The organism is Arthrobacter sp. 01T414 (assembly GCF_056398965.1).
Map to the genome: position 1 here is coordinate 13,424 of NZ_JBFTQK010000001.1, position 25,516 is coordinate 38,939.

Below are 25,516 nucleotides of genomic sequence, written 5' to 3' on the forward strand. Positions count from 1 at the left end.
GCTAGGAGTTCCTTACGGGCTGGCCGCCGCTGGCGGGGTCGTGCGCGTGGCGGACTGCGAGGAGGACGCCGTGCTCGGGGTTGAGGACCGGCATCGGCAGGCCGGACGCTGCCAGGAACTGGCCGCTGGCCTCGATGCCGGTGCCGAGCCAGGGCGGCGGCGCGGTTTGGATGAACGCGTGGGAGTCGTCCGGAGCCGGGTAGAGGGCCTCCACCCGGTAGCGACGTTCTGGCTCCAACCCCGGCAGGCAGACTCGCCCCGGCACTTCGGCAAACGACGTCGCCGTGGAGACCAAGGCGTACAGCGCTTCACTGCCGTCGTGCGCGACGACGCCGTGCAGCCTCAGGGCAGGATCGGGTTCGTCCGCCCGCACCATCCGGCCGCTGTGCAGCAGGGAGCGGTACTCCTTGTACAGGGCTATCGCGTGCGCGAGCTCCGTGTGCTCGGCGGGGTCGAGTCCGCGGACATCCCACTCGAGGCCGAAGTGGCCGAACATGGCGGTGATGGCGCGGAACGACAGGTCGTGGGTGCGGGCCGTGGTGTGGCTCGTGGTGGGCCCAATGTGCGAGCCGACCAGCTCCGGCGGCACCACCATCCCGGTCCAGCGCTGGATGGTCTGGCGTTCCAGGGCATCGTTGCAGTCCGAACCCCAGACGCGGTCCGTGCGTTCCAGGATGCCGAGATCCACGCGGGCGCCGCCCGAGGAGCAGCTCTCAATTTCGACGCCGGGGTGTGCGGCGCGCAGTGCGTCCAGGAGCCGGTAGACGGCCATGGTCTGGGCGTGCACGGAGGGCCGCCCGGCGTGGCCCATCTCGGTCAGGTCCCGGTTCTGGTCCCACTTGAGGTAGCTGATCCGGTTCTCCCGCAGGAGGGCATCGAGCCGGTCGTAGATGTACTGCCACGCCTCCGGGTTGACCAGGTCGAGGACCTGCTGGTGCCGCCACCGCTCCGGCAACCGCACGTCGCCCGAGGCGCCCGTTCCCGGGTGCGGAGCCGGTCCGGCGATCCAGTCCGGATGCGCGCGGACCAGGTCCGAGTCCTCGTTGACCATTTCCGGTTCCACCCAGAGGCCGAACTCCATGCCGTGGCCTGTCACCGCGTCGATCAGTGGCGTCAGGCCATCGGGCCAGAGCTGTTCGTCAACGTACCAGTCGCCCAGGCCGGCGGTGTCGTTCCTTCGGCCGCGGAACCAGCCGTCGTCGAGCACGTAGCGTTCCACGCCGAGGCTGGCTGCGGCGTCGGCCAGCTCCAGCAGGGCCGGCAGCCGGTGGTCGAAGTAGACCGCCTCCCAGACGTTCAGGACCACCGGCCGGGGCTTGCCCGAGGCCACGCCCGGGTGGTGCGGCCGGTCGCGGAACCAGGCGTAGAAGGCCTCGCTGATGCCATCGAGCCCGGCGCCAGAGTAGGCGGCGAAGAGCCAGGGCGTGTCATAGCGCTCCGCGGGCGCCAACGTGACCTCAGCGGAGCCGAGCAGCTCCGATGCGCCGATCACCGTCCGGCCATCGCCGGCTGTGTCGACGAAGCTTTCGTGGTTCCCGCTCCAGCCCAGGTGGACAGCCCACACTTGCCCGTGGCGGTACCCGAACCCGCCGCTGCCGGCCGCGAGCAGCAGCGAGGCATCGTGGCCGGTCCTGCCGTGCCGGCCGGAGCGCACCCAGGTGCCCTGGTGGAGCGGGAGACGCTGGGGGTGGGATTCCCGGCACCAGCGGCCGGTCAAATCCAGGATTTCGTTGGCGGCGCGGCCCACCGGCAACACCGCCGCGAGTTCTTCGACGGTGTACTCGTCCGGTCCGTCGTTTGTCAGGCGGTGGCGCAACTGGAGCAGCCCGCCGTCGTTGAGCCGGATCTCGGTCAGGATGGTGATGCCGGCCTCGGGGTCGGTCTGCGTGATGACGGCGTAGCCGGCGTCGTTCACGTCGGCTGATGCCAGCCGGAGGCGGGGCGAGAACGCCCGGCCGTTGCGGTGGCCGCGGAGGCCGGGACGCCCGCGCCAGCCCGAGGACGCCTGCGGGACCAGCCCCAGCGTGACCGGCGTGTCCAGCGCCGAGTGCGGGACGGGGTCACGCAGCAGGGAAAGGTCCGGCAGGTCCGGCCCAAGGTCGGCGCCGAAGTGCAACAGGGCCGGTTCGCCGGTGCTGAAGTCGATCAGCAGCGCCGTCCCGGAGCGCCGCAGGTAAAGCGGTGCCGGGGGCGTGGTGGTGCCTGCCTGGGGATCCGCGGCAAGGTTTAAGTCCGGGTTGTGCACTGCAGCTCCTGGCGTTGTCAGGTTGGATGTGGGTCGTAGGGGGCCGGGGTGCGTCAGCCGGCAGCGGCGCCGGACGCTGCTCCGGTGGGGGCCAGGCGCAGCCGGCCGACGCGTTCGCCCAGGACGCGCCTGGCCTCGCTGCCCAGCCGGTCGTCGCTGATGAGTTCGTCTGCGTCCTCAAGCGCCGCGATGGTGCTGATGCCGAGCGTGCCCCACTTGGTGTGGTCGGCGAGGACCACCACCCGCCGCGCCGCGGCCACGAAGGCCCTGTCGGTTTCGGCCTCGAGCACGTTCGGGGTGGTGAAACCGGCGTCTGCATCGACACCGTGGACGCCGAGGAAGAGCACGTCCAGATGAAGCTGCTTGAGCGAGGACGTGGCCAGCGGTCCCACCAGCGCATCGGACGGGGTGCGCTCGCCGCCGGTCAGAATCACCGTGGATGACGAGGAGCTCTGGTGGAAGACGTCCGCAATCCGCACCGAGTTGGTGACCACGGTGATTCGTGGACCGGTCGACAGCAACTGGGCCAGCGCCCAGGTGGTGGTTCCCGCGCTCAGACCCACCGCCATGCCCTCGCGCACCTGGGCGGCCGCCTCGTGCGCGATGGCCATCTTCTCGTCCTTGAGCTGGGTTACTTTCAGCTCGAAGCCAGGCTCGTGGGTGCTGGCGCCGCCCGGTAGCTTGGCCCCGCCGTGGATCTTCTCGACCGCGCCGGCGGCATCGAGCGCGTCGATGTCCCGGCGCACCGTCATCAGCGAGACGCCCAGCATCCTGGCGAGGTCCGCGACCCGGACGATCCGTTCACGTTGGACCTCGGCGAGGATGGCTGAGTGTCGGGCTGCGGCGAGCATGTGGCGTCCTTAGAGGCTTGAGCGGCTTGGCTGTGCGGAGCCGCTGGATTGGTTGGAGTGGCTGGCGGAAGAGCCGGCGAGCTGGGCGGCGGGCGACCGGACGACGGCGACCGCGCCGGCGGCGAGGCCGAGTCCGCCGTCGAGTTCGGTCCCCGAGAGAACGTCAACGCCGTCCAGCGGCAACCGGACGTCCCGCTCTCCGTGGTTGATGCAGAACGTCCAGTCGGTCCCGTCCTTGCTGCGCCGGGAGACCTCCACCTGGTCCGGCAGGTCCGGGACCAGGGGTTGCACGCCGGCGTCGTCGCAGACGAGGGTCAGCAGTTCACCCAGCCCTTCGGGGGCCAGTGTGGTGGAGACGTAGTACGAGCGGCCGCTGCCGGCACGGTTGCGGGTCACGGCGGGGGAACCTGACGCCGGGCCCTCTGCCACGGCCGCGAGGACCTCGGCGGTGGTGGCCTGTCCCAGTTCGTTCCAGCAGGAGCCGGCGCCGAAGCTATCGAGCCGGACGGTTTCCGCTGCACGCAGCGGGAAGAATTCTTCCATCCGGACGCCCAGCAGCTCGCTGAACGCGCCGGGGTAGCCGCCAAGCCTGATGTGGTCATTTTCGTCCACGATACCCGAGAAATAGGTGACCACGAGGTGGCCGCCGGCGCGCACGTAGGCGTCGAGTTTCGCTGCTCCGGCGTCGCTGACCAGATACTGCATCGGCGCAACGACAAGCCGGTAGCCGGACAGCTCGTCCGTGCTCTGGCGGAAGTCCGTCGGGATGCCGGCCCGGAAGAAGGCATCGTGCCAGCGCCGGGTTTCGTCGATGTTGGAGGCGTCTACGCTCGGATGCGAGTCCAGTTCCGAGGCCCAGCGGGCGTCGGTGTCGTGCAGGATGGCGACGTCCACCCGGCCGGAGGCGCCGGTGACCGTCGAGCCGCTGATTTCGGCGAGGCTGCGCAGCGCCTGGCCGAGCTGGACCACCTCGCGCCAGACCTTGGTGTCCGTTCCGGCGTGCGGCAGCATCCCGGAGTGGAACTTCTCGGCGCCGGCGCGCGAGGCCCGCCACTGGAAGAAGAGCGCGCCGTCGGCGCCGCGGGCCACGTGCTGCATCGCGTTGCGCAGCATCTCCCCGGGCGCTTTGGCGATGTTGCGAGGCTGCCAGTTCACCGCCGAGGTGGAATGTTCCATCAGCAGCCACGGTTTGCCCTTGGCCCAGCCCCGGGTCAGGTCCGCCGTCGCGGCCAGTTCCTGGAAGTTCCGCTGGTCCTCGGCAATCAGGTAGTGGTCGTTGGAGACCACGTCCATCTCCTCGGACCAGCGCCAGTAGTCCACCGGCATGTGCAGGCCCATGTTGAAGCCCATGAAGTTGGTGGTGACCGGGTGCTTCGAGTGTGAGCGGATGATGGCCGCTTCGGCTTTGTAGCATTCGAGGAGTTCATCCGAGGAGTACCGCGCGAAATCGAGTTGCTGGGTGGGGTTGACCCACGTTCCGGAGGTCCGCGGCGGAAGGATCTCCTCCCAGTCGTAGTAGCGCTGGGACCAGAACGCGGTGCCCCAGGCGGCGTTGAGCCCGTCGAGGGTGCCGTAGCGGTTCTTCAGCCAAACCCGGAAGCCGGCCGCGGCTCCGTCGGAGAAGTCCGGCTGGTTGTGGCAGCCATATTCGTTGTGGATGTGCCACATGACGACCGCCGGATGGTCCTTGTAGCGGCTGGCGATCTGCTCGGTCAGCGCCGCGGCAGCGCGCCGGTAGTCGGGGCTGGAGGCAGCGAACGCCTGCCGGGAACCGTAGCTGTGCCGGACGCCGTCGGCGGTAACCGGAAGCGACTCCGGGTACTTGTGGCTGAACCAGGGCGGCGGAGAGGCCGTGGCGTTGGCAAGGTCAACCCGGATGCCGTTGGCGTGGAGCAGATCCAGCACCCGGTCCAGCCAGCCGAACTCGTAGACGCCTTCCGAAGGTTCCAGCAGCGACCAGCTGAAGATGCCCACGCTGACCAGGTTGACGCCGGCCTCGTTCATCAGCCGGACGTCTTCTTCCCAGGTCTCCTCCGGCCATTGCTCGGGGTTGTAGTCGCCGCCGAAGCCGAGCATCGGAGATCCCTCGGAACCGAGGCGTGCGGTGATGTAGTCCATGGCGGTGTTGTGGTGGTTGGTGGTGTTGTCCACAATTATCCTTTGCTGGAGCCGAGCGTCAGGCCGGCTACGAAGTGCCGCTGGAGCAGGAGGTAGATCACCAGGGCGGGGATGGCCGTGATCATGGCGCCCGCGGCGATGAGGTTGTAATTGGAGAGGAATTGGCCCTGGAGGTTGTTCACCGCTGTGGTCAGCGGGAGGCGGTCTCCGCTTTGCAGGAAGAGCAGCGGCCAGAAGAAGTCGTTGTAGATGAAGATGACTTCCAGCGTGCCCATGGCGGCCAGCGCGGGGCGGCACAGCGGCAGGATGATGTCCCAGTACTGGCGCCAGATTCCGGCCCCGTCAACCAGGGCTGCCTCCGTGAGTTCGGGGGAGAGCGCCTTCATGTAGTTCGACAGGACGAAGGTCACGAAGCCGATCTGGAACGCGGTATCAACCGCGATCACGCTGATGTAGGTGTTGAGCAGGCTCCCGGAATCGCTGACGCTGTACGGCAGCGGCAGCAGTTTGAACATTTCGAACAGGGGCGCGGCGAGAACCTGCGGCGGGAGCAGGTTGCCAGCCGTGAACATGATCAGCAGCGTGACGTTGAACTTCCAGCTGACCCGGCTCACCGCGAACGCCATCATTGAAGCGAAGAAGAGCACCAGGATGACCGAGGGGATGGTGATCAGGGCGGAGTTCCAGGCGTACTGGGCAAAGCCGCCCTGCGTCCAGGCCTGGCTGAAGTTGTCGAAATTAAAGGATCCCTCGAAGCTGAAGTAGCCGTACTTGTCCGTGTCCGCCTTGGGCCGCAGGGCCGTGAAGATGGTCCACACCAAGGGAATGAGCCACATGATGGCGAGCACCATGAGGAAAATGTGGATGCCGTAGTGGCGCTTGCCGCGTTTCGCGTTGGCCGGCTGGCGGGAGCCCGTACCGGCACTCCGCCCGGCGGCCGAGTTGCTCGCTGCGGGCGCATCCGTGGGCTGTGCGATGCTCATGCCTCTTTGTCCTTTCCGAATGCCCTGGACAGGTAGAACGTGATGGGGACCAGGGAAATGACAAGGAGGATGACGGCCAGCGCCGATCCGACGCCGATCACCTGACCCTCGCCGACCAGGTTTTGGATGACCAGGGCACTGATGAGTTCCAGGCCGTTGGTGCCGCGGTTGATCACGTAGACAATGTCGAATGCCCGGAGGGACTCGATCACGGTGATCACGATGATGATGACGTTCACCGGCCGCATGGCCGGAAAGATGACCCGGAAGAAAGTCTGTACCGCGTTAGCGCCGTCGATCTGCGCGGCTTCGCGGAGCGTGGGGTCCACACCCTTCAGGCCGGCCAAATACAGGATCATGACGTAGCCGGCGTGCCGCCAGGTGGCGGCGATGAGCGCGGCCCAGATGTTGACCCCGGAGTCGCCGAACCAGTCCACGGCCTGCGGGGTTCCCGCGGTGCCAAGCAGGAAGTTCAGCAGCCCGCTGTCCCGGTTGTAGAAGAGCTGCCAGATAACCCCGATCAGGGCCAGGGACAGCATCACCGGCGTGAAGAAGATGCTTTGGTAGATCTTGCTGCCGCGGATGTTCTGGTCCAAAAGGATTGCCAGCAGCAGCCCCAACGGCGTCGCAACGAGGGCGAGGAACACCAGCCAAAGCACATTGTGCTGCACGGCGGGCCAGAACGGGGGATAGTTCTGGGCGATGAATTCGTAGTTGCTCATCCCCGCCGGCTTGATGTCCTCCAAGCTCAGGCCGTTCCAGCGGGTGAAGGACAGGGCCGCCGACAGGAGCGTCGGGATCCAGACCAGGACCAACTGGATCAGGGTGGGCAGGCCCACCATGAGGCTCAGGACCCACTTATCGCGGCGGGAAAGCCGCCGGACCCGCCCCGCCGGGGCAACGGCGCGGGGCCGCACCCCGGCGGGGCTCGTATCTGATGGTGTACTCACAAGAACATTTCCTTAGTGCCGGATCGTGGTGGCCGGGAGACCCTATTGGGCGGCGTAGAGCGACTTGGCCTGGGCTTCCAGGTTCTTGACGTCCACGTTGCCGTCCTTGATGAAGGACTGCAGCGCCGGGATCATGACGTTGTTGGCCATGGCCGGCAGTGYGTCACGGTCAAAGAACTGGCTGATGCTCTTGGCGTTGGAGATGACGTCGGCCATCTTCTTGGTCAGGGGCGAGAACTTGGACGTGTCGGCACCCTTGGCGGCGGCGATATTCGAGCTGTCCACGGAGGCGTAGACATCCTGGCCTTCGGGGGTGCCGAGGTAGGCCAGGAAGTCCTTGGCCGACTGGTTCTGGCCGCCCTTCTTGGACAGCAGGAGCCCGTCGATGGGAGCCTCAACGGCGTCCCGGCCCTCCACCGCCAGCTCGGGGAACGGGAAGAAGTCGATGTCGGCGGCGACGGTCTTGTCCGTGTACTGCTGGGTGAGGAAGGACCCGAGCAGGTACATGCCGGACTTCTTGGCGCCGAGGTTCTTCGCCGAGTCCTGCCAGGTCATGCCCAGGGCGTTGGGGTTCTGGAAGGGCAGGAGTTCCTTCCAGGTGTCGAAGACATCGCTGACCTTCTTCTGGTCCCAGGATTCCTTGTGGGCCGTGAGGTCCATGTGGAACTGGTAGCCGTTCAGGCGCATGTTGAGGTAGTCGAACGTGCCCATCGCCGGCCAGCCGTCCTTGTCGGCGAACTCGATCGGGATGAGGCCGTCGGCCTTCATTTTCTTGGCCAGAGTGGTGAGTTGGTCGAAGGTGGTGGGGACCTCGTAGCCCTTTTCCGCCCAGAGGCTCTTCCGGTAGAAGAAGCCCCAGGGGTAGTTGTAGTTGGGGACGAAGTACATCTTGCCGTCGGCGCCGGTGGAGGCCTTCTTCATGGCCTCGGAGTAGTTGCCGCCGATCTTCTCCCAGACGTCGTCGATCGGCGCCAGCAGGCCCTTGCCCGCGTAGTACTGCATGCGGTATCCGGCGAACCAGGTGAACGTGTCGTCCGGGCTGCCCTGCAGGTAGGTGTTGATCTTGTTCTGGAAGTCGTTGTGCGGAACGACGTTGGTGGTCACCGCGATCCCGGACTTCTTGGTGAACGCATCGGTGACGGCCTTGTACGCGGCCTTGGGGACCTCATCCGAGGAGCCCGAACCGAAGGAGACCGTCTTGCTGGCGCTGGCGGCCGGGCCGCTGCCGCCCGTGCATGCGGCCAGCAGCGGGGCGCCGGCCATGGCGATGGCACCCGCACCGAACGTCTTCAGCAGCGTCCGCCGGTCCCACCCGCCCTGGCTGGAGGCTCGGCGCAATGCGTCTTCTTGCATGGTCATGATTTCTCCTTTGAAACAGCGCGGGTGGTGTGAAGCAGCTCACATAATTATCTATCATAATCGCACAATAAGGAACGTCAAGAGGCAAAAAGGAACATGACGGAACGCGGCAAGGGAATCTCGTGAAGGATGCTGCCGGAGCATGGCAGCTCAAACACCGGTCCGCTCAGCAGCACCAGCGGTACAGGCCGGCGGCAGGGGCCGGCCGGCGGGCTACTCGCAGCCGATGCCGTCGCCGTCGCGGTCGAACTTGCTGCTGAAACCGGGCTGTCCCCGGCGGATCGGGGCCGCGCCGGCAGCCCGGACCGCGGTGCAGTTTGCGTAGTACACCGAGGAAGGCGCGGGCGCCGCCGGGGCCGCCGCTTTCGGGGACGACGGCGCGGCGGGCGCCGGTGCGGGGGCGGCCGTGGGAGGCGCAGCCTTCACGCCAGCCGGCGCCAAAGTCCCCGGGCAGGCGGCCAGAGTCCGGGCCATCGCGTCGTGCTCGGCCCGGGTGACCCAGAGCGCGTAGCTGGCTTTGACCGAGATCTGGCGTGCCACGTAGGCGCAGCGGTACGACTTGTTCGCCGGCAGCCAGGTGGCCGCGTCGCCGTCGCTCTTCTGCATGTTCGCTGGTCCGTCCACGGCCAGGAGGTTGAGCGGATCGTTGGCGAAGGCCAGCCGTCGGGCAGGGCTCAGCTGCTGGGCGCCTTTCTGCCAGGCGTCGCTGAGCGCCACGACGTGATCGATCTGGACTGCGCTGCTGGTGCCGGCACCGCGGAGGAAGTGAATGACCTTGGCGGTGTAGGGGTCTTTGAGGACGCCGGAGAGGACCACGCAGCCGCGGGTGCCGGGTTTCAGCGATTCCGCCGTGAGGTCCCGGCGCAACGTGTCGTTGCGGGTGTCGCAGCCGTTGCGGTCGACGTCGGCCCAGGCCTGGCCGAACTGGTCGCGCGAATAGCCGGTCTTGGGCGCCCTGCCCTTAACCGGGAGGGTGGCCAGTACGGCCAGCGCCTTGCTGGCGTAAGCCGGCCGCTTGTGCGCTGCCGAGGGCTGGGTCAAGGCTCCCTTGGGCGTGGAAGCCGATGCCTTGGGGGCGGCGCCGGCCGCGGTCGACGGCGCGGTCGATGGCGCGGAGGGGGAGGCCAAGGGCGCCGACACGACGGGCGGCGCGCTGTCGACGGCTGCCCTTCCGGGGGCGGCAGCGGGCCCGGCGCAGGCGGTGGACGAGACCAGCAGCAGCCCGGCGATGCCACAGGCGATCCAGTCGATGCCGCCCCGGCGGCGACCGGTGGCCGATGAAGCCATGCCGTTACCGGTGTCGCCAAAATCAATGCTGCGCAATTTTTCCCCCACTACTGGCCTGGCCGCGGCCGGTTTCCGGCCTTTCACAGCCTACCGGCGGAGTCCCCGGCGTCGTGCCGGAGCCACGCGGGGTATCCCGGCGGCCGGCGGGCGGCCCCCGAATGGAGCGCCGCGTCAAGAGGCGCTGAGCCGGCAGGGTGGCCCGGGGTAATGCAGGTCCGGCAGGGTGCAAGTAAGGGCAACAGGGCCGTAGATAATTCCAGCGCGTCCGTGCAGACTGGGATTTGATCGCCATCAACCAGCACAGCGATGCACTTTGGGGCCGGTGGCGTGCGGCCTGCGGCCGGGGCTGCCCCAACAAGCTCCCCAAGCCTTGAACGGACCACACCGGATCTGAGGATGCCATGGCACCTGACCCTGAGCGCAAGAAACGGACCGTCCTGCCCTCCCGGCGCGCAATCCTGCTGTCGGTCGCGGGCCTCGCGGCGGTGGGTATTTGGCTCGGTTCGACCGTTGCGTTGCGCGGCACCCCGCCGGCGCCGCTTCCGCACGCCGACGGGATCATCAGCATCGAGATGGACAAGCCGGTGAACAAGTTCGATGGCCACCGGGCCATGGGGGTCGGCGTCGACGGCCTCGAAGAAAACGAAATCGATCGGGTCTGGTCGGCCCCGAATGTCCAAGCCATGAAGTCAGCCGGTTTCGGCCCGGTGAGTTACCGGCTGCGCACCGAACTGGGCGTCAAGGCGTGGCACTGGAATCCGCGCGGGACGTGGAGCCAGCCGGACAAGGAGCAGGGCTACTGGACGTCCTCCTCGGAGCCTGCGGAGGACTACGGGGTGTCGTACGGCTACCGCCTTCCCCGGCGCGGCAACACCATCGATCAAGGAAAGAACAGCGGCCACTCCCGCCTCGACGACGGCGACGTCGACACTTTCTGGAAGAGCAACCCCTATCTGGACTCCCACTTCACCGGGGAACCTGACAGCCTCAATCCGCAGTGGATCATGGTTGAGTTCCCGCAGGCCCTGCCGATGGACACCGTCCGCTTCGATTGGGGCACCCCGTACGCCACCCGCTTCAAGGTGCAGTACTGGACCGGCCGCGACGCGCGCTTCCCCGTTGACAAGGGCAACTGGCGGGATTTCCCCCAGGCCGTACAGCAGGGAACCGGGGGGTCGCAGACGGTACGGATCGCGTCCACGCCGATAAACGCCCAATACGTGCGCATCCTGTTCACGGCGGACTCGAACACCGCCCCTGTCGGCTCCCGCGACATCCGCGACCGGCTGGGGGTCGCCGTGCGTGAAATCTACATCGGGCAGCAGCAGGCCGGTGCGTTCCTCGACCACGTCCGGCACCGGAAGTCCCAACGGCAGACGGTCATGTGGACCTCCTCGACGGACCCGTGGCATAGAAAGGACGACATCGACAAGGATTATGAGCACGCCAGCTTCGAGCGGCTTTTTGCCAGCGGGATCACCAAGGACGAGCCCATGATGGTCCCGGTTCCGGCCCTGTACGGAACGCCCGACGACGCCGCTGCCCTGGCCCGCTACCTCGGTAAGCGCGGCTATCCGGTCAAACGGATCGAGATCGGTGAGGAACCGGACGGCCAACTCGCCCAGCCGGAGCACTACGGGGCGCTGTACGTCCAGATGGCCGCGGCCATGCGGGCCGTGAACCCGTCCCTGGAGTTCGGCGGCCCGGGCTACCAGACCACACTGCCCGACTGGGTGCACTGGCCGGACAGCAAGGGGGTCCGGTCCTGGACCGGCCGATTTGTCTCCTATCTGCAGCACCGCGGGGCGATGTCCGACTTCGACTTCTTTTCCTTCGAGTGGTACCCCTTCGACGACGTGTGCGCCAATCCGGCCGGGACCCTGCCCCAGAACCCGGAGTTGCTGAGGCGGCTGCTCAAACGCGACGAGGATGCCGGTTTGCCGGCCGAAGTTCCCAAGGTCATCACGGAGTACGGCTACTCCTCGTTTGTCGGACAGGTCGAACTGGAGCTGCCCGGCGCCATCGTCAACGCGGAAACGTCCGCCATGTTCCTGGCGATGGGCGGCGAGAGCAGCTACTTTTACGGCATCGAACCGAACTGGGTGTTCCAGGACGAAGTCGGTGAAAAATGCGATACGCGGGGCAATCTGATGCTGTTCCAGTTCTACGATGAGTGGAAAATCCGGCCCGTGGCCGCCTACCAAGCGGCCAGGCTGGTGAACCACAGCTGGCTGGAGGCCGGCACCGGCAGCCACACCATGTTCAACACCACCAGTGACGTGCGAAACGCGAAGGGCCAGGAGCTGGTCACGGCCTATACGGTGCGACGCCCCGACGGCAAGCTCAGCGTGCTCCTGTTCAACAAGGATCCCAAACGGGCCATCACGGTCCGGCTGATGCAGGAAAAGGACGGCAACTCCCAGGTTGTTGAGGGCGGCCTTGAGCTCGACCAGTACTCCGCCGAGCAGTACAAGTGGAACCCGACACGGGGAAGGGGCAACGGAGGGTATCCGGAGCCGAATGATCCGCCGGTGAGCACCACGGTGGGCACGGACAGGCACGCCACCATAACGCTGCCGCCGTACAGCATCTCGGTGGCCACGGCCCCGGGCTAAGGCGCGGCGCATCATGTAAGTGCCGAACACCGTCGTCGCTGTCCGTTTTCTCAGGCGAGGAGAAGGGCCACCCCGATCATGGCCGGGACGGCGACCACGGTGGTGATCAGTACGGTGTCTTTCGCGACCGTGAGTCCGGTTCTGTACCGGTTGGCCACCACGAAGACGTTCTGCGCCGTGGGCAACGCGGAGGTAACCACCACGGCGAAGAGCGCCTGGTCCTGCATGCCGAGGGCGAACCGTGCGAAGAGGTAGGCGAGCAGCGGGTGGACGATGAGTTTGAAACCGCCGGCCAGCAGGGTGTCGGTCCGGCGTGCGGCCGAGGCCTGCAGCGGCCGGGAGCCGTTCAGGCTCATGCCGAAGGACAACAGCATGGCAGGAATCGCCGCGCCGCCGATCAGGTGGATGGGCTGCAAGACCAAGTCTGGAACCCGCCAGCCCGTTCCGGCCACCAGCAGGCCGAGCCCGGAGCCCACGATCATGGGATTGCGCAGGATCATGAGGGCGAAACTCAGCGGTGTTGTCCGGTGGGCGCTGGTCGTGGCATCGAGGGCCATGAGGAACAACGGCGTGAAGAAGGCGAGCTGGAAGATCAGCAGGGGCGCCACGTAGCTGGCGTCGCCCAGGACGAACACCGCAATCGGGATGCCAAGGTTGGCGGAGTTGGCCAGGGACGCGCTCATGGACGACACCAGGGCTTCCGGCAATGAGCGCTTCAACAGCAGGCGCACCACACCGAAGTAGATGGCAGCGGTCGTGATCGCTCCCACGGCTGTCACCAGCAGGGGAGCCGCGAAGACGTCATGGAGCCTGGCTTTGCTGAGGGTCTCGAATAGCAGCGCCGGGCTCGCCACGAAAAACGTGAGCGCGCTCAGGACGTGCCGGGCGTTGTCGCCCAAAATGTTGCGCCGGCCGACGAACATTCCCACGAGGATGATGAACCAGACGACGAAGAAGCCCGCCAATACGCCTAGCACGGGTCAACCGCCCAAGAAAACGGGGGCGGGAAAAGGGTGTGGAACACCGTCCCACAATAATCAGATTTATCCGGGATGCCGGCAGGGCCGGCCATGTGGCGACATGAAACGCCCCGGTCGGACGGGATGGGTCCGGCCGGCGGCGGCCACGCGCTAGTTCAGGGCAGCGTTGTTCAGTGCGTGCGGCGGGCGCAGGAGGCCGGCGGTGTGCCCTTCGGCGGGGTCGCTGCCGATCTGGATGACTTTGTTGTCCTTATCCACATGGACCACCTTCGGGGTGTAGGCCTTGGCCTCTTCCGTGGTCATCTGGGCGTAGGTGATGAGAATGACGATGTCATTTTCGTGCATCAGGTGGGCGGCTGCGCCATTGATGCCGATAACGCCGGACCCGCGCTCGCCGGCAATCGTGTATGTCTCAAGCCGGGCGCCGTTGGTGACGTCGACGATCGCGACGAGTTCGCCGGGCAGGATGTCGGCGGCTTCCAGCAGGTCCAGGTCCACGGTGACCGAGCCGACATAGTGAAGGTCCGCGTGGGTGACCGTGGCGCGGTGGATTTTGGACTTGAACATTGTGCGATTCATAACAAGACCAGTCTAACGCCGGCACCCGCGGCGCGCTGTGAGCCAGGGAACACCGCCGTGAGGGTCCGACGACGGCGGCCGAGGTCACGCCGCCGGGGCGATGGACGCAGCGGTCTCGGCGAGGATTTCGCGCGCGGCCACGATGGCCGGGCGCTTGGCGCTGGAGCGGCGGACCGAGGTGAAGACCGTGCGGTGCGGATTGCCCGGGAGGTCGATCAGCTGGGCCGTGGTTCCCCGCCCCGTCCAGACCAGGTCCGGCATCAACGCGACCGCATTACCCGATTCGATCAGCCGGATCTGCGCCTGCAGGTCGGCGGTTTCGAAGCGCACGTCCGGCTCAAACCCCGCACTCCGGCAGGCCTGCTCGGCCCAGTGCCGGGACGCCGCGCCCCGGGGTTCCATCACCCAGGACAGGCCCGCCGTGTCGGCGAGGGAAGCGACGGCAGGCCGGTCCGGGGAGGCGGGCGGCACCGCGAGCCGGATCGCGTCGCCGGTCAGGCGGATCCGGTCCAGTTCGGCGTAGCGGGGCGCCGCATGGCCCGGATACTGCTCGGCGATGACCAGGTCGAAGTCCCGGGCCCAGGTTTCATGGAGGGCCGTTTCGGGCTCGCGCTGGATCATCTCGATGCGGACTTCCGGGTAGCTGGCCGCCATCCGGGTCAAGGCGTCGGGCATCAGCGCCAGGGCCGCGGATTGGAAGACCGCTATCCGCACCGTTCCGGTCACGGTGGTCAGCGAGGCCGCGAGGTCGGCCTCGGCCTGTTCCAGGGTTTCCAGCAGTTGGGAGGTATGGGCGACCAGCACCTCAGCCTGCGGAGTGAGCTGGACGCGGCGGCCCGTCTTGCGCAGAAGTTCGACGCCGGCTTCCTTTTCCAGCAGGGCCAGCTGCTGCGAGACGGAAGAAGGGCTGTACTGCAACGCTTCGGCGACTTCGGCGAGGGTGCCGCGGATCTTGAGTTCGCGCAGGAGGCGCAGTCGCCGGACGTCGAGCATCGCTATTCCTTTGTGAATTCTAATGGTTATTGATTAGGAGAATTCACTTTATCTAATGCAATCGGGCTTGCATACTGTTCTCACCGAGTTACCCCCATCACAGGGTGGATTGATGGGCGCCACTTCCGAGCAGGAGACCCTGATGAGCACCAGAGAATTAGCTAAATCAATTATGCGGCGCAAGCCCATTGACGACATCGAAGAAGAGAGCAAGCACAGCGGCCTGTTCAAGAGCCTTGGCCTGTGGCAACTGACGGCCATCGGCGTCGGAGGCATCATCGGCGTCGGCATCTTCTCACTTGCCGGGCTGGTGGCCCATGGCAGCGAGAGCGAACCCGGCGTCGGGCCCGCCGTCCTGTTTTCCTTCCTGATCGCCGGCCTGGCCTCCGCCGCCGCGGCCCTGTCCTACGCCGAATTCGCGGGCATGATCCCCCGGGCAGGCTCCGCCTACACGTACGGGTACGTGGCGCTGGGCGAGGTGATCGGCTGGTTCATCGGTTGGGACCTGCTGCTGGAATACATTGCGATCGTGGCGGTGGTGGCCATCGGTATTTCCGGCTACTTCGACGCGTTCCTCTCCGGTATCGGCATCCACATGCCGGCCTGGATGACCTCGACCTTCGACGAGGGCAAGGGCGGCGTCGTCAACATCCCCGCCATTGCCGTCTGCCTGCTGGTGACCTGGATCCTTTCCCGCGGCACCAAGACCTTTGGCCGCTTCGAGCTCGTGGCCGTTGCCATCAAGGTTGTCCTGATCCTTTTMATCATCGGCCTGGGCATCTTCTACATCAACACCAACAACTACAACCCGTTCATGCCCAGCGGCTTCGGCCCCGTGCTGGCAGGCTCCGCCACCGTGTTCTTCGCCGTCTTCGGCTATGACGCGATGAGCACCGCCGCGGAGGAAGCGACGGACGGCAAGAAGCACATGCCGAAGGCGATCATCCTGTCCCTGATCGTGGCCATGCTCCTCTACGTCGCCGCGACCCTGGTCCTCACCGGCATGCAGAACTACCAGGACATCGATCCCAAGGCCGGATTCGCCTCCGCCTTCAACGGGGTCGGCCTGCCGGTGATCGCCACCATCATCTCCGTCTTCGCCGTGCTGTCCATCCTTACCGTCATGCTCACCTTCCTGCTTGGTGTCACCCGGGTCTGGTTCTCGATGAGCCGCGACGGGCTGCTGCCGGGCTGGTTCGCCAAGACCGACCGCCACGGCACCCCGCAGCGCGTCACTTGGATCGCGGGCGTGGCCTCGGCGGTGTTGGCCGGCGTCTTCCCGATCAAGGCCGTCGCGGACCTGACGAACATCGGCATCCTGGCCGCGTTCGTCGTCGTCTGCCTCTCTGTGATCATCTTCCGGTACAAGCGCCCGGACGCCCCGCGAACCTTCCGGCTGCCCCTGATGCCGCTGGTCCCGCTCTTCGGCATGCTCGCCTCGGCGTTCCTTATGCTCCAGCTGCACTGGGAGACGTGGGTCCGCTTCGGCGTCTGGCTGGTGGTCGGCCTGGCCATCTACTTCGGCTACGGCCGGAAGCACTCGCTGATGAACCCGGACAGTCCGCGGCACCAGGAGGCCGTGGAGATGCACCGGCACGTCGGCTGACCGGTACCGGCTGACCGGCTGACCAGCCTCCGGCACCTCCCGCACCACCCCGGACGCTCCCTCAGATCCGGCACGTTTTCGCCGAACCCTCCCCCACTTCTTGGGGGAGGGTTTCGTCATTTCCCACCGGATGTGAGGGAGCGTCGCAGGGGGATGGGCGGAGAGGGGGAGCGGTGGCGGAGCGGCGCGGGAAAGATTCGAGTTTCCTAACCAGTATTGCTCAGAAAACATCGCTTTATCTTATGAAAATCCGGTCGCATACTGAATCAAGAACGGTCCACATTTTGAGAAAGAACGAGTGCCACCATGACCAACACCTCAACGGAATCCGGCCTGAACACCGGCGCGCTCGCGGGCAACGAGGCCACGCATGCCGCCGTTTCGGAAGGCTCGCCCGTGCTTGAGGCCGCAGCCCTCGCCGAGGAGACCATCTCGCTGGTCCGCCGCTGGCTCACCGCGGCAGCGCAGATCCCCGTCGACGCCTCCGCCGCGCAGCTGGCCGGCGTGTTGAAGGACCCGAACGGCCTGGACTTCACCGTTGGATTCGTCGACGGCGTCGTGCGCCCCGAGGACCTGCAGGTCGCCGCGCGCAACCTCGCCGCCCTGGCCCCCAAGGTCCCCGCCTTCCTGCCCTGGTACATGCGCAGCGCGGTCCGCCTCGGCGGCACCATGGCGCCGGTCCTGCCGCAGGTGGTCATCCCAATCGCGCGCCGGGTGCTGCGCGAAATGGTTGGCCACCTGATCGTCGACGCCACCGACGCCAAGCTCGGACCGGCCATCGCAAAGATCCGCAAGGACGGCATCAAGCTGAACGTCAACCTCCTCGGTGAGGCCGTGCTCGGCGAACACGAGGCCTCCCGCCGGCTCGAGGGCACGCACACCCTCCTCGCCCGGCCGGACGTCGACTACGTCTCGATCAAGGTCTCCTCCACCGTGGCCCCGCACTCGGCCTGGGCGTTCGACGAGGCCGTGGAGCACGTGGTCGAAAAGCTCACCCCGCTCTTCACCCGCGCCGCGTCCTTTGCCGCAGGCGGCCGGAAGGCCAAGTTCATCAACCTGGACATGGAGGAATACAAGGACCTGGACATGACCATCGCGGTCTTCACCCGGATCCTGGACAAGCCCGAGTTCAAGAACCTCGAGGCGGGCATTGTGCTTCAGGCCTACCTGCCGGACGCCCTTTCCGCCATGATCCGCCTGCAGGACTGGGCTGCGGCCCGCCGCGCCGACGGCGGCGCCGCGATCAAGGTCCGCGTGGTCAAGGGAGCCAACCTGCCGATGGAGCAGGTCGAGGCCTCCCTGCACGACTGGCCGCTGGCCACCTGGAACACCAAGCAGGACTCGGACACCAACTACAAGCGGGTCATCAACTACTCGCTGCACCCGGAGCGGATCCGCAACGTCCGGATCGGAGTCGCCGGCCACAACCTCTTCGATATCGCCTTCGCCTGGCTGCTGGCCAAACAGCGCGGTATCGCGGATACCGCAGAGCAGGGTATCGAATTCGAGATGCTGCTCGGCATGGCCCAGGGCCAGGCCGAAGCGGTCAAGAAGGACGTCGGCTCGCTCCTGCTGTACACCCCGGTGGTCCACCCGGCCGAGTTCGACGTCGCGATCGCCTACCTGATCCGCCGGCTCGAAGAGGGCGCCAGCCAGGACAACTTCATGTCCGCCGTCTTCGAACTCAGCGAGAACGAATCGCTCTTCGAACGCGAGAAGCAGCGCTTCCTCGCCTCCCTCGCCAAGCTCGACGACGAGGTTCCCGCCCCCAACCGCCGGCAGAACCGAGCCCTCCCGGCCGAGCCCATGCCGCACGACTCGTTCGAGAACACGCCGGACACGGACCCATCGCTGCCGGCAAACCGCGACTGGGGCCGCGCCATCCTGGGACGCGTGGCGACGTCCACGCTGGGCAACGCCGCCGTCGAGGCCGCCACCATCAAGGACGAGGCGACGCTCAACACCGTCATCGAAACCGCCCTTGAAAAGGGCAAGGCCTGGGGTGCCCTCTCCGGCGCCGAGCGCGCCGAGATCCTGCACCGGGCCGGTGACGTCCTCGAGGCCCGCCGCGCCGAACTGCTCGAGGTCATGGCCAGCGAAACCGGCAAGACCATCGACCAGGGCGATCCCGAGGTCAGCGAGGCCGTCGACTTCGCGCACTACTACGCCGAGTCCGCCCGCAAGCTCGACGACGTCGACGGCGCCATCTTTGTGCCGGCGAAGCTGACCGTGGTGACGCCCCCGTGGAACTTCCCGGTGGCCATCCCGGCCGGCTCCACCCTCGCGGCGCTCGCTGCCGGGTCCGCCGTCGTGATCAAGCCGGCCAAGCAGGCCCGCCGCAGCGGCGCCGTCATGATCGAGGCGCTCTGGGAGGCCGGCGTGCCCCGCGACGTGCTCACCATGGTGCAACTCGGCGAGCGTGAGCTCGGGCAGCAGCTGATCTCGCACCCGGCCGTGGACCGCGTCATCCTCACCGGCGGCTACGAGACCGCCGAACTGTTCCGCTCCTTCCGCAAGGACCTGCCGCTGCTGGCAGAAACCAGCGGCAAGAACGCCATCATCGTCACCCCGAGCGCCGACCTGGACCTCGCGGCGAAGGACGTGGCGTACTCCGCCTTCGGCCACGCCGGCCAGAAGTGCTCCGCGGCCTCGCTGGTGATCCTGGTGGGGTCCGTCGCGACGTCCAAGCGCTTCCACAACCAGCTGATCGACGCCGTCACCTCGCTCAAGGTCGGCTACCCGGAGGATCCGGCCAGCCAGATGGGCCCGATCATCGAGCCCGCCAGCGGCAAGCTCCTCAACGCGCTGACCACCCTCGGCGAGGGCGAGGCCTGGGCCGTCGAGCCGAAGCAGCTGGACGAATCCGGCAAGCTCTGGAGCCCGGGTGTGCGCCACGGCGTCCGGCGCGGTTCCTACTTCCACCTCACCGAGTTCTTTGGCCCGGTCCTGGGCGTCATGACCGCCGAGACCCTCGAAGAGGCCATCGCGATCCAGAACCAGATCGAGTACGGACTGACGTCCGGCCTGCACTCGCTCAACTCCGACGAGCTGGCGCTGTGGCTGGAGACCGTCGAAGCGGGCAACCTCTACGTCAACCGCGGCATCACCGGCGCGATCGTTCAGCGTCAGCCGTTCGGGGGCTGGAAGAAGTCCGCCGTAGGAGCAGGCACCAAGGCCGGCGGTCCCAACTATCTCGCCGGGCTCGGCGAGTGGATCAGCAAGCCCAGCACCGCCGCGGCCACGCCGGCCCACTCCGGCGTGCGTCGGATCGAGGATGCGGCCAAGGGATTCCTGGCAGCCGACGAACTGGCGCCGCTGCAACGCTCGCTGGCTTCCGACGCCCTCGCCTGGGCCGAGGAGTTCGGCACCGCCAAGGACGTTTCCGGGCTGAGCGCCGAGCGCAACGTCTTCCGCTACCGCCCGCTGCCGGTCACGGTGCGCCTCTCGGAAGGGAAGCCGCTCGGCGAACTGGTCCGCGTCATCGCGGCCGGCGTCCAGGCGGGGTCGAGGCTCGCGGTGTCCAGCGCTGTGGAACTGCCGTCCCAGCTGCGCGCCGTACTGTCCGGTCTGGGGATCGCCGTCACGGTGGAGGACGACGCCGACTGGCTGGCCACCGTTGCCCGGCTCGCCGGGACCGCGAAGCTTTCCGTGACGCGGATCCGCCTGATCGGCGGGGATGCGAAGGCGCTGGCAGAGGCCGCCGGCGGCCGGCCCGACCTGGCCGTCTACTCCCACCCGGTCACGGAGGCCGGGCGGGTGGAGCTGTTGCCGTTCCTGCACGAGCAGGCCGTCAGCATCACGGCACACCGCTTCGGCACCGCGAACCACCTCTCGGACGGCCTCATCTAGCCGCTCCGGGCGGGTGCCGCCGGCCCGGCCAGCTCCCTTTCCGTCAGACAGCATCGCCGCCGTGACCGCACCATTGTGCGGTCACGGCGGCGATTGCCGTTGAGGAGGTGGTTGGGGCCTGCAGCCCGGTTCCGGCACTCAGCCGAGATACCAGCCCGGCGGAACCCAGGACGCCGGAACGGAGTGCGCAGAGAAATCGTCGCAGCCCGAGCAGAAGTAGGTGACCTCGCCGAGTTTGCTAACGGAGCCATCCCGTCGGTGCTTTGCGGGAACGAACGTCTCCAGGTAGACGAATTCGTCCGTCCCGCACCGCTCGCAGTAGGGAATCCCGACGAAGTCGTCGTCACTCCGGGCGAAGCCGGCATGCGGGTCGAGCCGTCCGAGGCTGGGGTGCGGCACGCTCTCGACGCGGCCGGTTGCAGCCAGCGGTCGGGCGGAACCCAGTGGTCGGCCGGACCGCACTGTGGGGTGGGGTCGGTTTATGGCTGGCGTCATTGCTGGCCTATCCCGAGCGCTTCCCCGGTGCCGCACGCAGCAACGTGGGCGAGCGTTCGTTTTTCGAATAGTGGTGGTGGGCCTCTGCTTGACCTTCAACAAGGTCAGGATAGGGCAAGTAACACTTGGGTTCAATGGGTGCGTTGAGACCCGTCCGGCCGAGTACTTTAGGGGGTAGCCCCGGGCCCCGGATGAGTAGCCGCCCGGGTAGGCGGGCTAGTTGGAGCGGTTCAAGGCCCGGCCGGCGATGGCCTGGGTAAGCGCTTCAATGACCTCGGTATTGGCCAGCGGATTCCGGATCAGGGTGAAGTCGACGTCGCCGACGGGCGGCAGGTCGAAACGCCGGGTAATGATTTTCAGGTCCTCCGGGACCAGCGACGACGGCATTACGGCGACGCCGATTCCCGCCCGAACGGCCGCCAGCACGCCGCTGATCTGCCGGGTGGTGCACGTAATGCGCCAGGTCCTGCCCGTGGCTTCGAGGGCGTCGATGGCCAGCTTCCTGCTCAGGCTGGGCGCGGGGTAGGCGATCAGCGGCACCGGGTCGCCCGGGCCGAGGACGGTTTGCTCAAGGCCCACCCAGGAGAAGGAGTCCTGCTGCACGACGGTGCCGTCCTTGGCCCCCGCCACCCATTTGACGAAGACCAGGTCCAGCTGGCCGGCGTTGAGGCGTTTGTACAGCTGATCGCTTTGGCCCACAGTCAGCTCAAGGTTGATCTGGGGGTAGATTTGGCGGAACTCGCGCAGGATCCGGGGCAGCCCGGTGATCGCCAGATCGTCCGCTGTGCCGAAGCGCAGCCGGCCGCGCATGGCCGAGCCGGAGAAGTAGCGGGCGGCGGAATCGTGCGCGGCGAGGATGCTGCGCGCGAACCCGGCCATGGCGTCGCCGTTGTCCGTCAGGCGGACATCGCGGGTATCGCGGGCAATCAGGGTGCGTTTGGCGGCGGCCTCCAGTTTCCTGACGTGCTGGCTGACGGTCGGCTGCGCCAGCCCAAGGCGTTCGGCCGCCCTCGTGAAGCTGAGCGTCTCGGCCACCGCCAGGAACGAACGGAGCTGGGCGGGCTCAAACATGCTGGCCCCTGGTCAGTGCGTGCCTTACTCGATCCACAATCGCCCCGTCCATTGCATTTCGTGATGCTAGTTATGCGCGGAATAGCCTTCCATTATCAATTCCGGCCAGCTTAGCGTTAAGGCAACCCCGTAGGCCCGCTCACTGAGGATTCTTTGTGCCACCCCCTTCGCCCCTCGAAGCCGCCGAGGCTCAGCATGACCGAGCCGCGGCGGTCCCCCTGCAGCCCGTCACCCAGCCGGTCGGCGTCGTTAGTGAGCGGCTGCCGTGGCGGCACACCTTCATTTCCCTCAAGGTACGCAACTTCCGGATCTTCGCGATGGGACACTTCATCGCTGTGGTTGCCCTGTGGATGCAACGGATCGCCCAGGACTGGCTGGTTCTCCAGCTCTCCGGATCCGTCACCGCCGTCGGCATCACAGTGGCCCTGCAGTTCCTGCCCTCGCTGCTGCTCGGCCCCTGGGGCGGCATGATGGCTGACCGCTTCGCCAAGCGCAAAATACTGATGCTGTGCCAGAGCGTGGCCGCCGTGCTGGCTGCGACGCTGGCCGGCCTGGCCCTGACGCAGCGGATTGAGGTCTGGCATGTGTACACGATTGCGCTGGTGCTGGGGCTGGTCACGGTGCTGGACCAGCCGGCGCGGCAGGTCTTTGTCAACGAACTCGTGGGACCTGCCTTCCTGCGCAACGCCATCAGCGTCAACTCCACAATCTTCCAGCTGGGCGGCCTGATCGGCCCGGCCGTCGCCGGTGTCCTGCTCAGCGCGGTCGGTGCGGGCTGGGCGTTCGCGGCCAACGCCGTGGCCTGTTGTTCCACGCTGACCATGCTGATGGTCCTGCGCAAGGATGAGCTGCACCTCACGCTGCCGGCTGCCAAACGCAAGGGCATGCTCCGGGAGGGGCTGAGCTACGCCCTGGCCAAGCCCACCATCTACTGGCCCTGGCTGATGGCTGGCTTTGTCGCGGTGTTCGCGATGAGCCTGCCCGTGCTGTTGGCGGCGTTCGCCGACCACGTCTACCACGCGGGTGCAGGCGGCTACGGGATGCTCAACGCCTTGGTGGCACTCGGGGCGCTAGCCGGGGCGATCACGTCCGCCCGACGCCGGCAGCTCCGGCTGCGCTCGGTCGTGCTGGGCGCGGGAATGTACGGGCTGATGCTCTGCCTGGCCGCTGCGGCGCCCTCGCAAGAGCTGTTCGGCGCGACCATGGTGCTGGCCGGCTTCTGGTGCCTGATGTTCCTCACCGCGGCCAACCAGCTGGTCCAGGTCAGCGCCAACATGGGCATCCGCGGCCGGGTCATGAGCCTGTACATCATGGTGCTCATCGGCGGGCAGGCCATCGGCGGCCCGCTGATGGGATGGCTGGCCGAGCACCTGGATCCCCGCACGGCAATCCTGGTCTCCGGCGGCGTGCCGGCCCTGGCGGCCGCGGCAGTGGCCCTCGTGCTGGCCCGGCGCGGCGAGCTGACGCTCAAAGTGGACCTGGCGAATAGGCGCCCCTTGCTACGGATCGTCCGGGCTTAGCTGTTGCGCACCGGATTGGGCTTTCCGCGCCGGAAAGGGACAGCCGCTACGCGGATCGGCGTAGCGGCTGTCCGAAAGCGGCGCAGAAAACCGGGCGCCGGCGCGGAAGCTGCTAGCCGGCCAAAGGCAGGTGCGGGTAGTCCGGCTCCCGCTGCTGGAACTCCAGCACATCCGGATTGAGCACGACGCCGTCGCGGATTTCGATCGCTCGGTGGATGGTTTCGTTGCTGTCCCAGGCCGCGGGCCCGGCGAGCACCGTCGGCAGGAACGGCAAAAGCGCATCGCTGATCTCGGAGGTGGCTGAGTTCCAGAGGTAGGACGGGCTGTGGTCCACAGCGTAGTAGTCGATGTGGTCACCCACCGTGAACATCGGCTCGGCGAAGGTGGTGGTCTTCGCCCAGCTGAAGCCCATGCCCTCGTCGCAGGACACGTCCACGATCAGGCTGCCGGACCGGAAAGCGTCCAGATCTTCGGTGCGCAGGTAGGTCAGCGGCGCGTTCGGATCCTGCAGGGTGCAGTTGACCACGATGTCACTCTCCGCGAGGAAGGGCGCCAGCGGCACCCTGCCCCGTTCGGTGATGACTTCGCTCAGGAACGGCGCCTCGTTGTCGTGGTCGAACTGTGCGATCCGCACCGAGTGGATGGGGGAACCCACTGCCGCGACCCCGCGGCTGGTGAGTACCTGCACGTCGTGTACGCCGTGGGCGTTGAGGGCGGTCACGGCGCCGCGTGCGGTGGCGCCGAAACCAATCACGACGGCGCTCAGCCGGCGGCCGTAGTCGCCGGTGGTACCGGTCAGGGCCAGGGCATGCAGCACCGAGCAGTAGCCGGCCAGCTCGTTGTTCTTGTGGAAGACGTGCAGGCCAAAGCCGCCGTCGCTAGCCCAGTGGTTCATCGCCTCGAAAGCGATGAGCGTGAGCTTCTTATCGATCGCCAGCTGGGTGATGGCTGCGTCCTGGACGCAGTGCGGCCAGCCCCAGAGGACCTGCCCGTCGCGCAGTTCGGTCAGGTCCGCCGGCTGCGGTTTGGGCAGCAGCACGACGTCGGCCTCAGCCAGCAGCTGCGCACGCGGCGCGATTCGACCGACGAGGCCAGCCAGCTGAGCGTCGGGCATGCCGAAGCGTTCCCCGTAGCCCTCTTCCAGGATCAGCTGCTGCCTCAGCTCCGGGGTGATGCGTTCAATGTGCCGGGGATGGATGGGAAGGCGGCGTTCGTCCGGCTTGCGCGTGGTGGCCAGGACGCCGAGGGTGAGGTGGTTCGGGGAACCGGTCACTTTTTCTTGGGGCTCGCGGTCTTGGCGGCGGCCACTTTGTCGAGGGAGCTGGGGGGCGCCGCAGCGGCCCTCTTGTCAGCTCGCTTTTCCTTGATGGACTTGCTGGATTTCTTGGATGCTGCTTGACGGGGGGACTTGTCAGCCATGATTGCTCCTGTAGCGGAACCGAAGAGGTTCCAGACTCCTGACAATACAGGTAGCTGCCTAACGGGCTCCTGGCGCGGACCGGAGCGGGGGAAATAACTGGAGCGGCTGACGGGAATCGAACCCGCGTATCAAGCTTGGGAAGCTAGCGCTCTACCATTGAGCTACAGCCGCAAAGGGGCCGGCAGGATCCCGGATCGGGGCCTGCTGGACAACGAGATTTACCTTACCCCAGCCGGAGGGTTTCCCAGAACAGCCACACGCCACTGAGCTCCACAAAGCAACGGTCGCTGCCCTGGCTGGCCGGTGCTGGACCCCTGCCGGCCCACTCACAAGCTCCGCCGTCGACGAAGTGCCGGCGTGAATCTTTCCAAGTAGTCAGTACACCCCTCGCCGACGCGTTCGGATGCGGCAGAGGATGGTTCGTGAAGCCCGGGGACTGGCGAGGGCAAGGGCCCGCGTGCCCACCCCCACTTGCTGCTTCTTGAGGCCCGTCGTTGCGTCGGGTTCGCACCGAATCCCCACGCGAATAGGTAGACCCATCTCAGTTCTGCGTAGTGCCTCCTGCCACGAAGCGTAATCCCGGGGCTTAAAGGGG

18 protein-coding genes and 1 tRNA gene are annotated in these 25,516 nt (G+C 66.9%); 4 read left to right on the forward strand and 15 right to left on the reverse strand.

Annotated elements, in window-relative coordinates; translation table 11 throughout:
* Window position 1: 1 nt before the first annotated feature.
* The 7 genes from AC1DK9_RS00060 to AC1DK9_RS00090 form a co-directional block, all read right to left on the reverse strand.
* Complete coding sequence (locus AC1DK9_RS00060) at window positions 2-2,173, reverse strand: alpha-galactosidase (RefSeq protein WP_476915228.1); 2,172 nt, start codon at window positions 2,171-2,173, stop codon at window positions 2-4.
* Between the two features lie 125 nt (window positions 2,174-2,298).
* Complete coding sequence (locus AC1DK9_RS00065; RefSeq protein WP_476861926.1) at window positions 2,299-3,096, reverse strand: DeoR/GlpR family DNA-binding transcription regulator; 798 nt, start codon at window positions 3,094-3,096, stop codon at window positions 2,299-2,301.
* 9 nt (window positions 3,097-3,105) lie between these two features.
* Window positions 3,106-5,247: a beta-galactosidase gene (locus AC1DK9_RS00070; protein WP_476914633.1), complete on the reverse strand. Its 2,142-nt coding sequence runs from the start codon at window positions 5,245-5,247 to the stop codon at window positions 3,106-3,108.
* 2 nt (window positions 5,248-5,249) lie between these two features.
* Window positions 5,250-6,197 carry a carbohydrate ABC transporter permease gene (locus AC1DK9_RS00075; RefSeq protein ID WP_476861928.1) on the reverse strand — a complete coding sequence of 316 codons (948 nt, stop codon included), beginning with the start codon at window positions 6,195-6,197 and terminating at the stop codon, window positions 5,250-5,252.
* The gene (locus AC1DK9_RS00080; protein ID WP_476861929.1) at window positions 6,194-7,147 is read right to left on the reverse strand and encodes a carbohydrate ABC transporter permease; all 954 of its coding nucleotides are present in this window, start codon (window positions 7,145-7,147) and stop codon (window positions 6,194-6,196) included. The genes AC1DK9_RS00075 and AC1DK9_RS00080 overlap by 4 nt, the downstream gene beginning before the upstream one ends.
* 42 nt (window positions 7,148-7,189) lie before the next feature.
* A complete protein-coding gene (locus tag AC1DK9_RS00085) occupies window positions 7,190-8,506 on the reverse strand; it encodes an ABC transporter substrate-binding protein (protein ID WP_476914634.1) in 1,317 nt (438 codons plus the stop codon).
* 213 nt (window positions 8,507-8,719) lie between these two features.
* The gene (locus AC1DK9_RS00090) at window positions 8,720-9,793 is read right to left on the reverse strand and encodes a GmrSD restriction endonuclease domain-containing protein (protein ID WP_476914635.1); all 1,074 of its coding nucleotides are present in this window, start codon (window positions 9,791-9,793) and stop codon (window positions 8,720-8,722) included.
* A 401-nt stretch (window positions 9,794-10,194) separates the two neighbouring features.
* Between AC1DK9_RS00090 and AC1DK9_RS00095 the strand changes: the two genes are divergently transcribed.
* A complete protein-coding gene (locus AC1DK9_RS00095; RefSeq protein ID WP_476914636.1) occupies window positions 10,195-12,408 on the forward strand; it encodes a discoidin domain-containing protein in 2,214 nt (737 codons plus the stop codon).
* A gap of 50 nt (window positions 12,409-12,458) precedes the next feature.
* Here AC1DK9_RS00095 and AC1DK9_RS00100 read toward each other — a convergent pair whose 3' ends face one another.
* The 3 genes from AC1DK9_RS00100 to AC1DK9_RS00110 form a co-directional block, all read right to left on the reverse strand.
* Window positions 12,459-13,385 carry an AEC family transporter gene (locus AC1DK9_RS00100; protein ID WP_476914637.1) on the reverse strand — a complete coding sequence of 309 codons (927 nt, stop codon included), beginning with the start codon at window positions 13,383-13,385 and terminating at the stop codon, window positions 12,459-12,461.
* 153 nt (window positions 13,386-13,538) lie between these two features.
* Complete coding sequence (panD, locus tag AC1DK9_RS00105; protein ID WP_476914638.1) at window positions 13,539-13,967, reverse strand: aspartate 1-decarboxylase; 429 nt, start codon at window positions 13,965-13,967, stop codon at window positions 13,539-13,541.
* A gap of 84 nt (window positions 13,968-14,051) precedes the next feature.
* Complete coding sequence (locus tag AC1DK9_RS00110; protein WP_476861935.1) at window positions 14,052-14,960, reverse strand: LysR substrate-binding domain-containing protein; 909 nt, start codon at window positions 14,958-14,960, stop codon at window positions 14,052-14,054.
* 142 nt (window positions 14,961-15,102) lie between these two features.
* Here AC1DK9_RS00110 and AC1DK9_RS00115 point away from each other — a divergent pair, with 142 nt between their 5' ends.
* Both AC1DK9_RS00115 and AC1DK9_RS00120 read left to right on the forward strand, forming a co-directional pair.
* The gene (locus AC1DK9_RS00115; protein WP_476914639.1) at window positions 15,103-16,566 is read left to right on the forward strand and encodes an amino acid permease; all 1,464 of its coding nucleotides are present in this window, start codon (window positions 15,103-15,105) and stop codon (window positions 16,564-16,566) included.
* 306 nt (window positions 16,567-16,872) lie between these two features.
* Window positions 16,873-20,415: a bifunctional proline dehydrogenase/L-glutamate gamma-semialdehyde dehydrogenase gene (locus AC1DK9_RS00120; protein ID WP_476914640.1), complete on the forward strand. Its 3,543-nt coding sequence runs from the start codon at window positions 16,873-16,875 to the stop codon at window positions 20,413-20,415.
* Between the two features lie 138 nt (window positions 20,416-20,553).
* On the opposite strand, the gene AC1DK9_RS00125 is transcribed toward AC1DK9_RS00120, so the two are convergent.
* Window positions 20,554-20,910, reverse strand: a complete 357-nt coding sequence (locus AC1DK9_RS00125) for a hypothetical protein (protein WP_476914641.1) — start codon at window positions 20,908-20,910, stop codon at window positions 20,554-20,556.
* A gap of 216 nt (window positions 20,911-21,126) precedes the next feature.
* Window positions 21,127-21,981, reverse strand: a complete 855-nt coding sequence (locus AC1DK9_RS00130) for a LysR substrate-binding domain-containing protein (protein WP_476861938.1) — start codon at window positions 21,979-21,981, stop codon at window positions 21,127-21,129.
* A gap of 155 nt (window positions 21,982-22,136) precedes the next feature.
* Between AC1DK9_RS00130 and AC1DK9_RS00135 the strand changes: the two genes are divergently transcribed.
* Window positions 22,137-23,501, forward strand: coding sequence for an MFS transporter (locus AC1DK9_RS00135; RefSeq protein ID WP_476914642.1), 1,365 nt, complete (start codon window positions 22,137-22,139; stop codon window positions 23,499-23,501).
* 112 nt (window positions 23,502-23,613) lie between these two features.
* On the opposite strand, the gene AC1DK9_RS00140 is transcribed toward AC1DK9_RS00135, so the two are convergent.
* The 3 genes from AC1DK9_RS00140 to AC1DK9_RS00150 all read right to left on the reverse strand — a co-directional run bounded on the left by AC1DK9_RS00140 (window position 23,614) and on the right by AC1DK9_RS00150 (window position 25,092).
* Entirely contained in the window at window positions 23,614-24,774 is a 1,161-nt protein-coding gene (locus tag AC1DK9_RS00140; RefSeq protein ID WP_476914643.1) for a N(5)-(carboxyethyl)ornithine synthase, read from the reverse strand.
* Window positions 24,771-24,920, reverse strand: a complete 150-nt coding sequence (locus tag AC1DK9_RS00145; protein WP_476861941.1) for a hypothetical protein — start codon at window positions 24,918-24,920, stop codon at window positions 24,771-24,773. The genes AC1DK9_RS00140 and AC1DK9_RS00145 overlap by 4 nt, the downstream gene beginning before the upstream one ends.
* A gap of 98 nt (window positions 24,921-25,018) precedes the next feature.
* A tRNA-Gly gene (locus AC1DK9_RS00150) sits at window positions 25,019-25,092 on the reverse strand.
* Window positions 25,093-25,516: the final 424 nt, after the last annotated feature.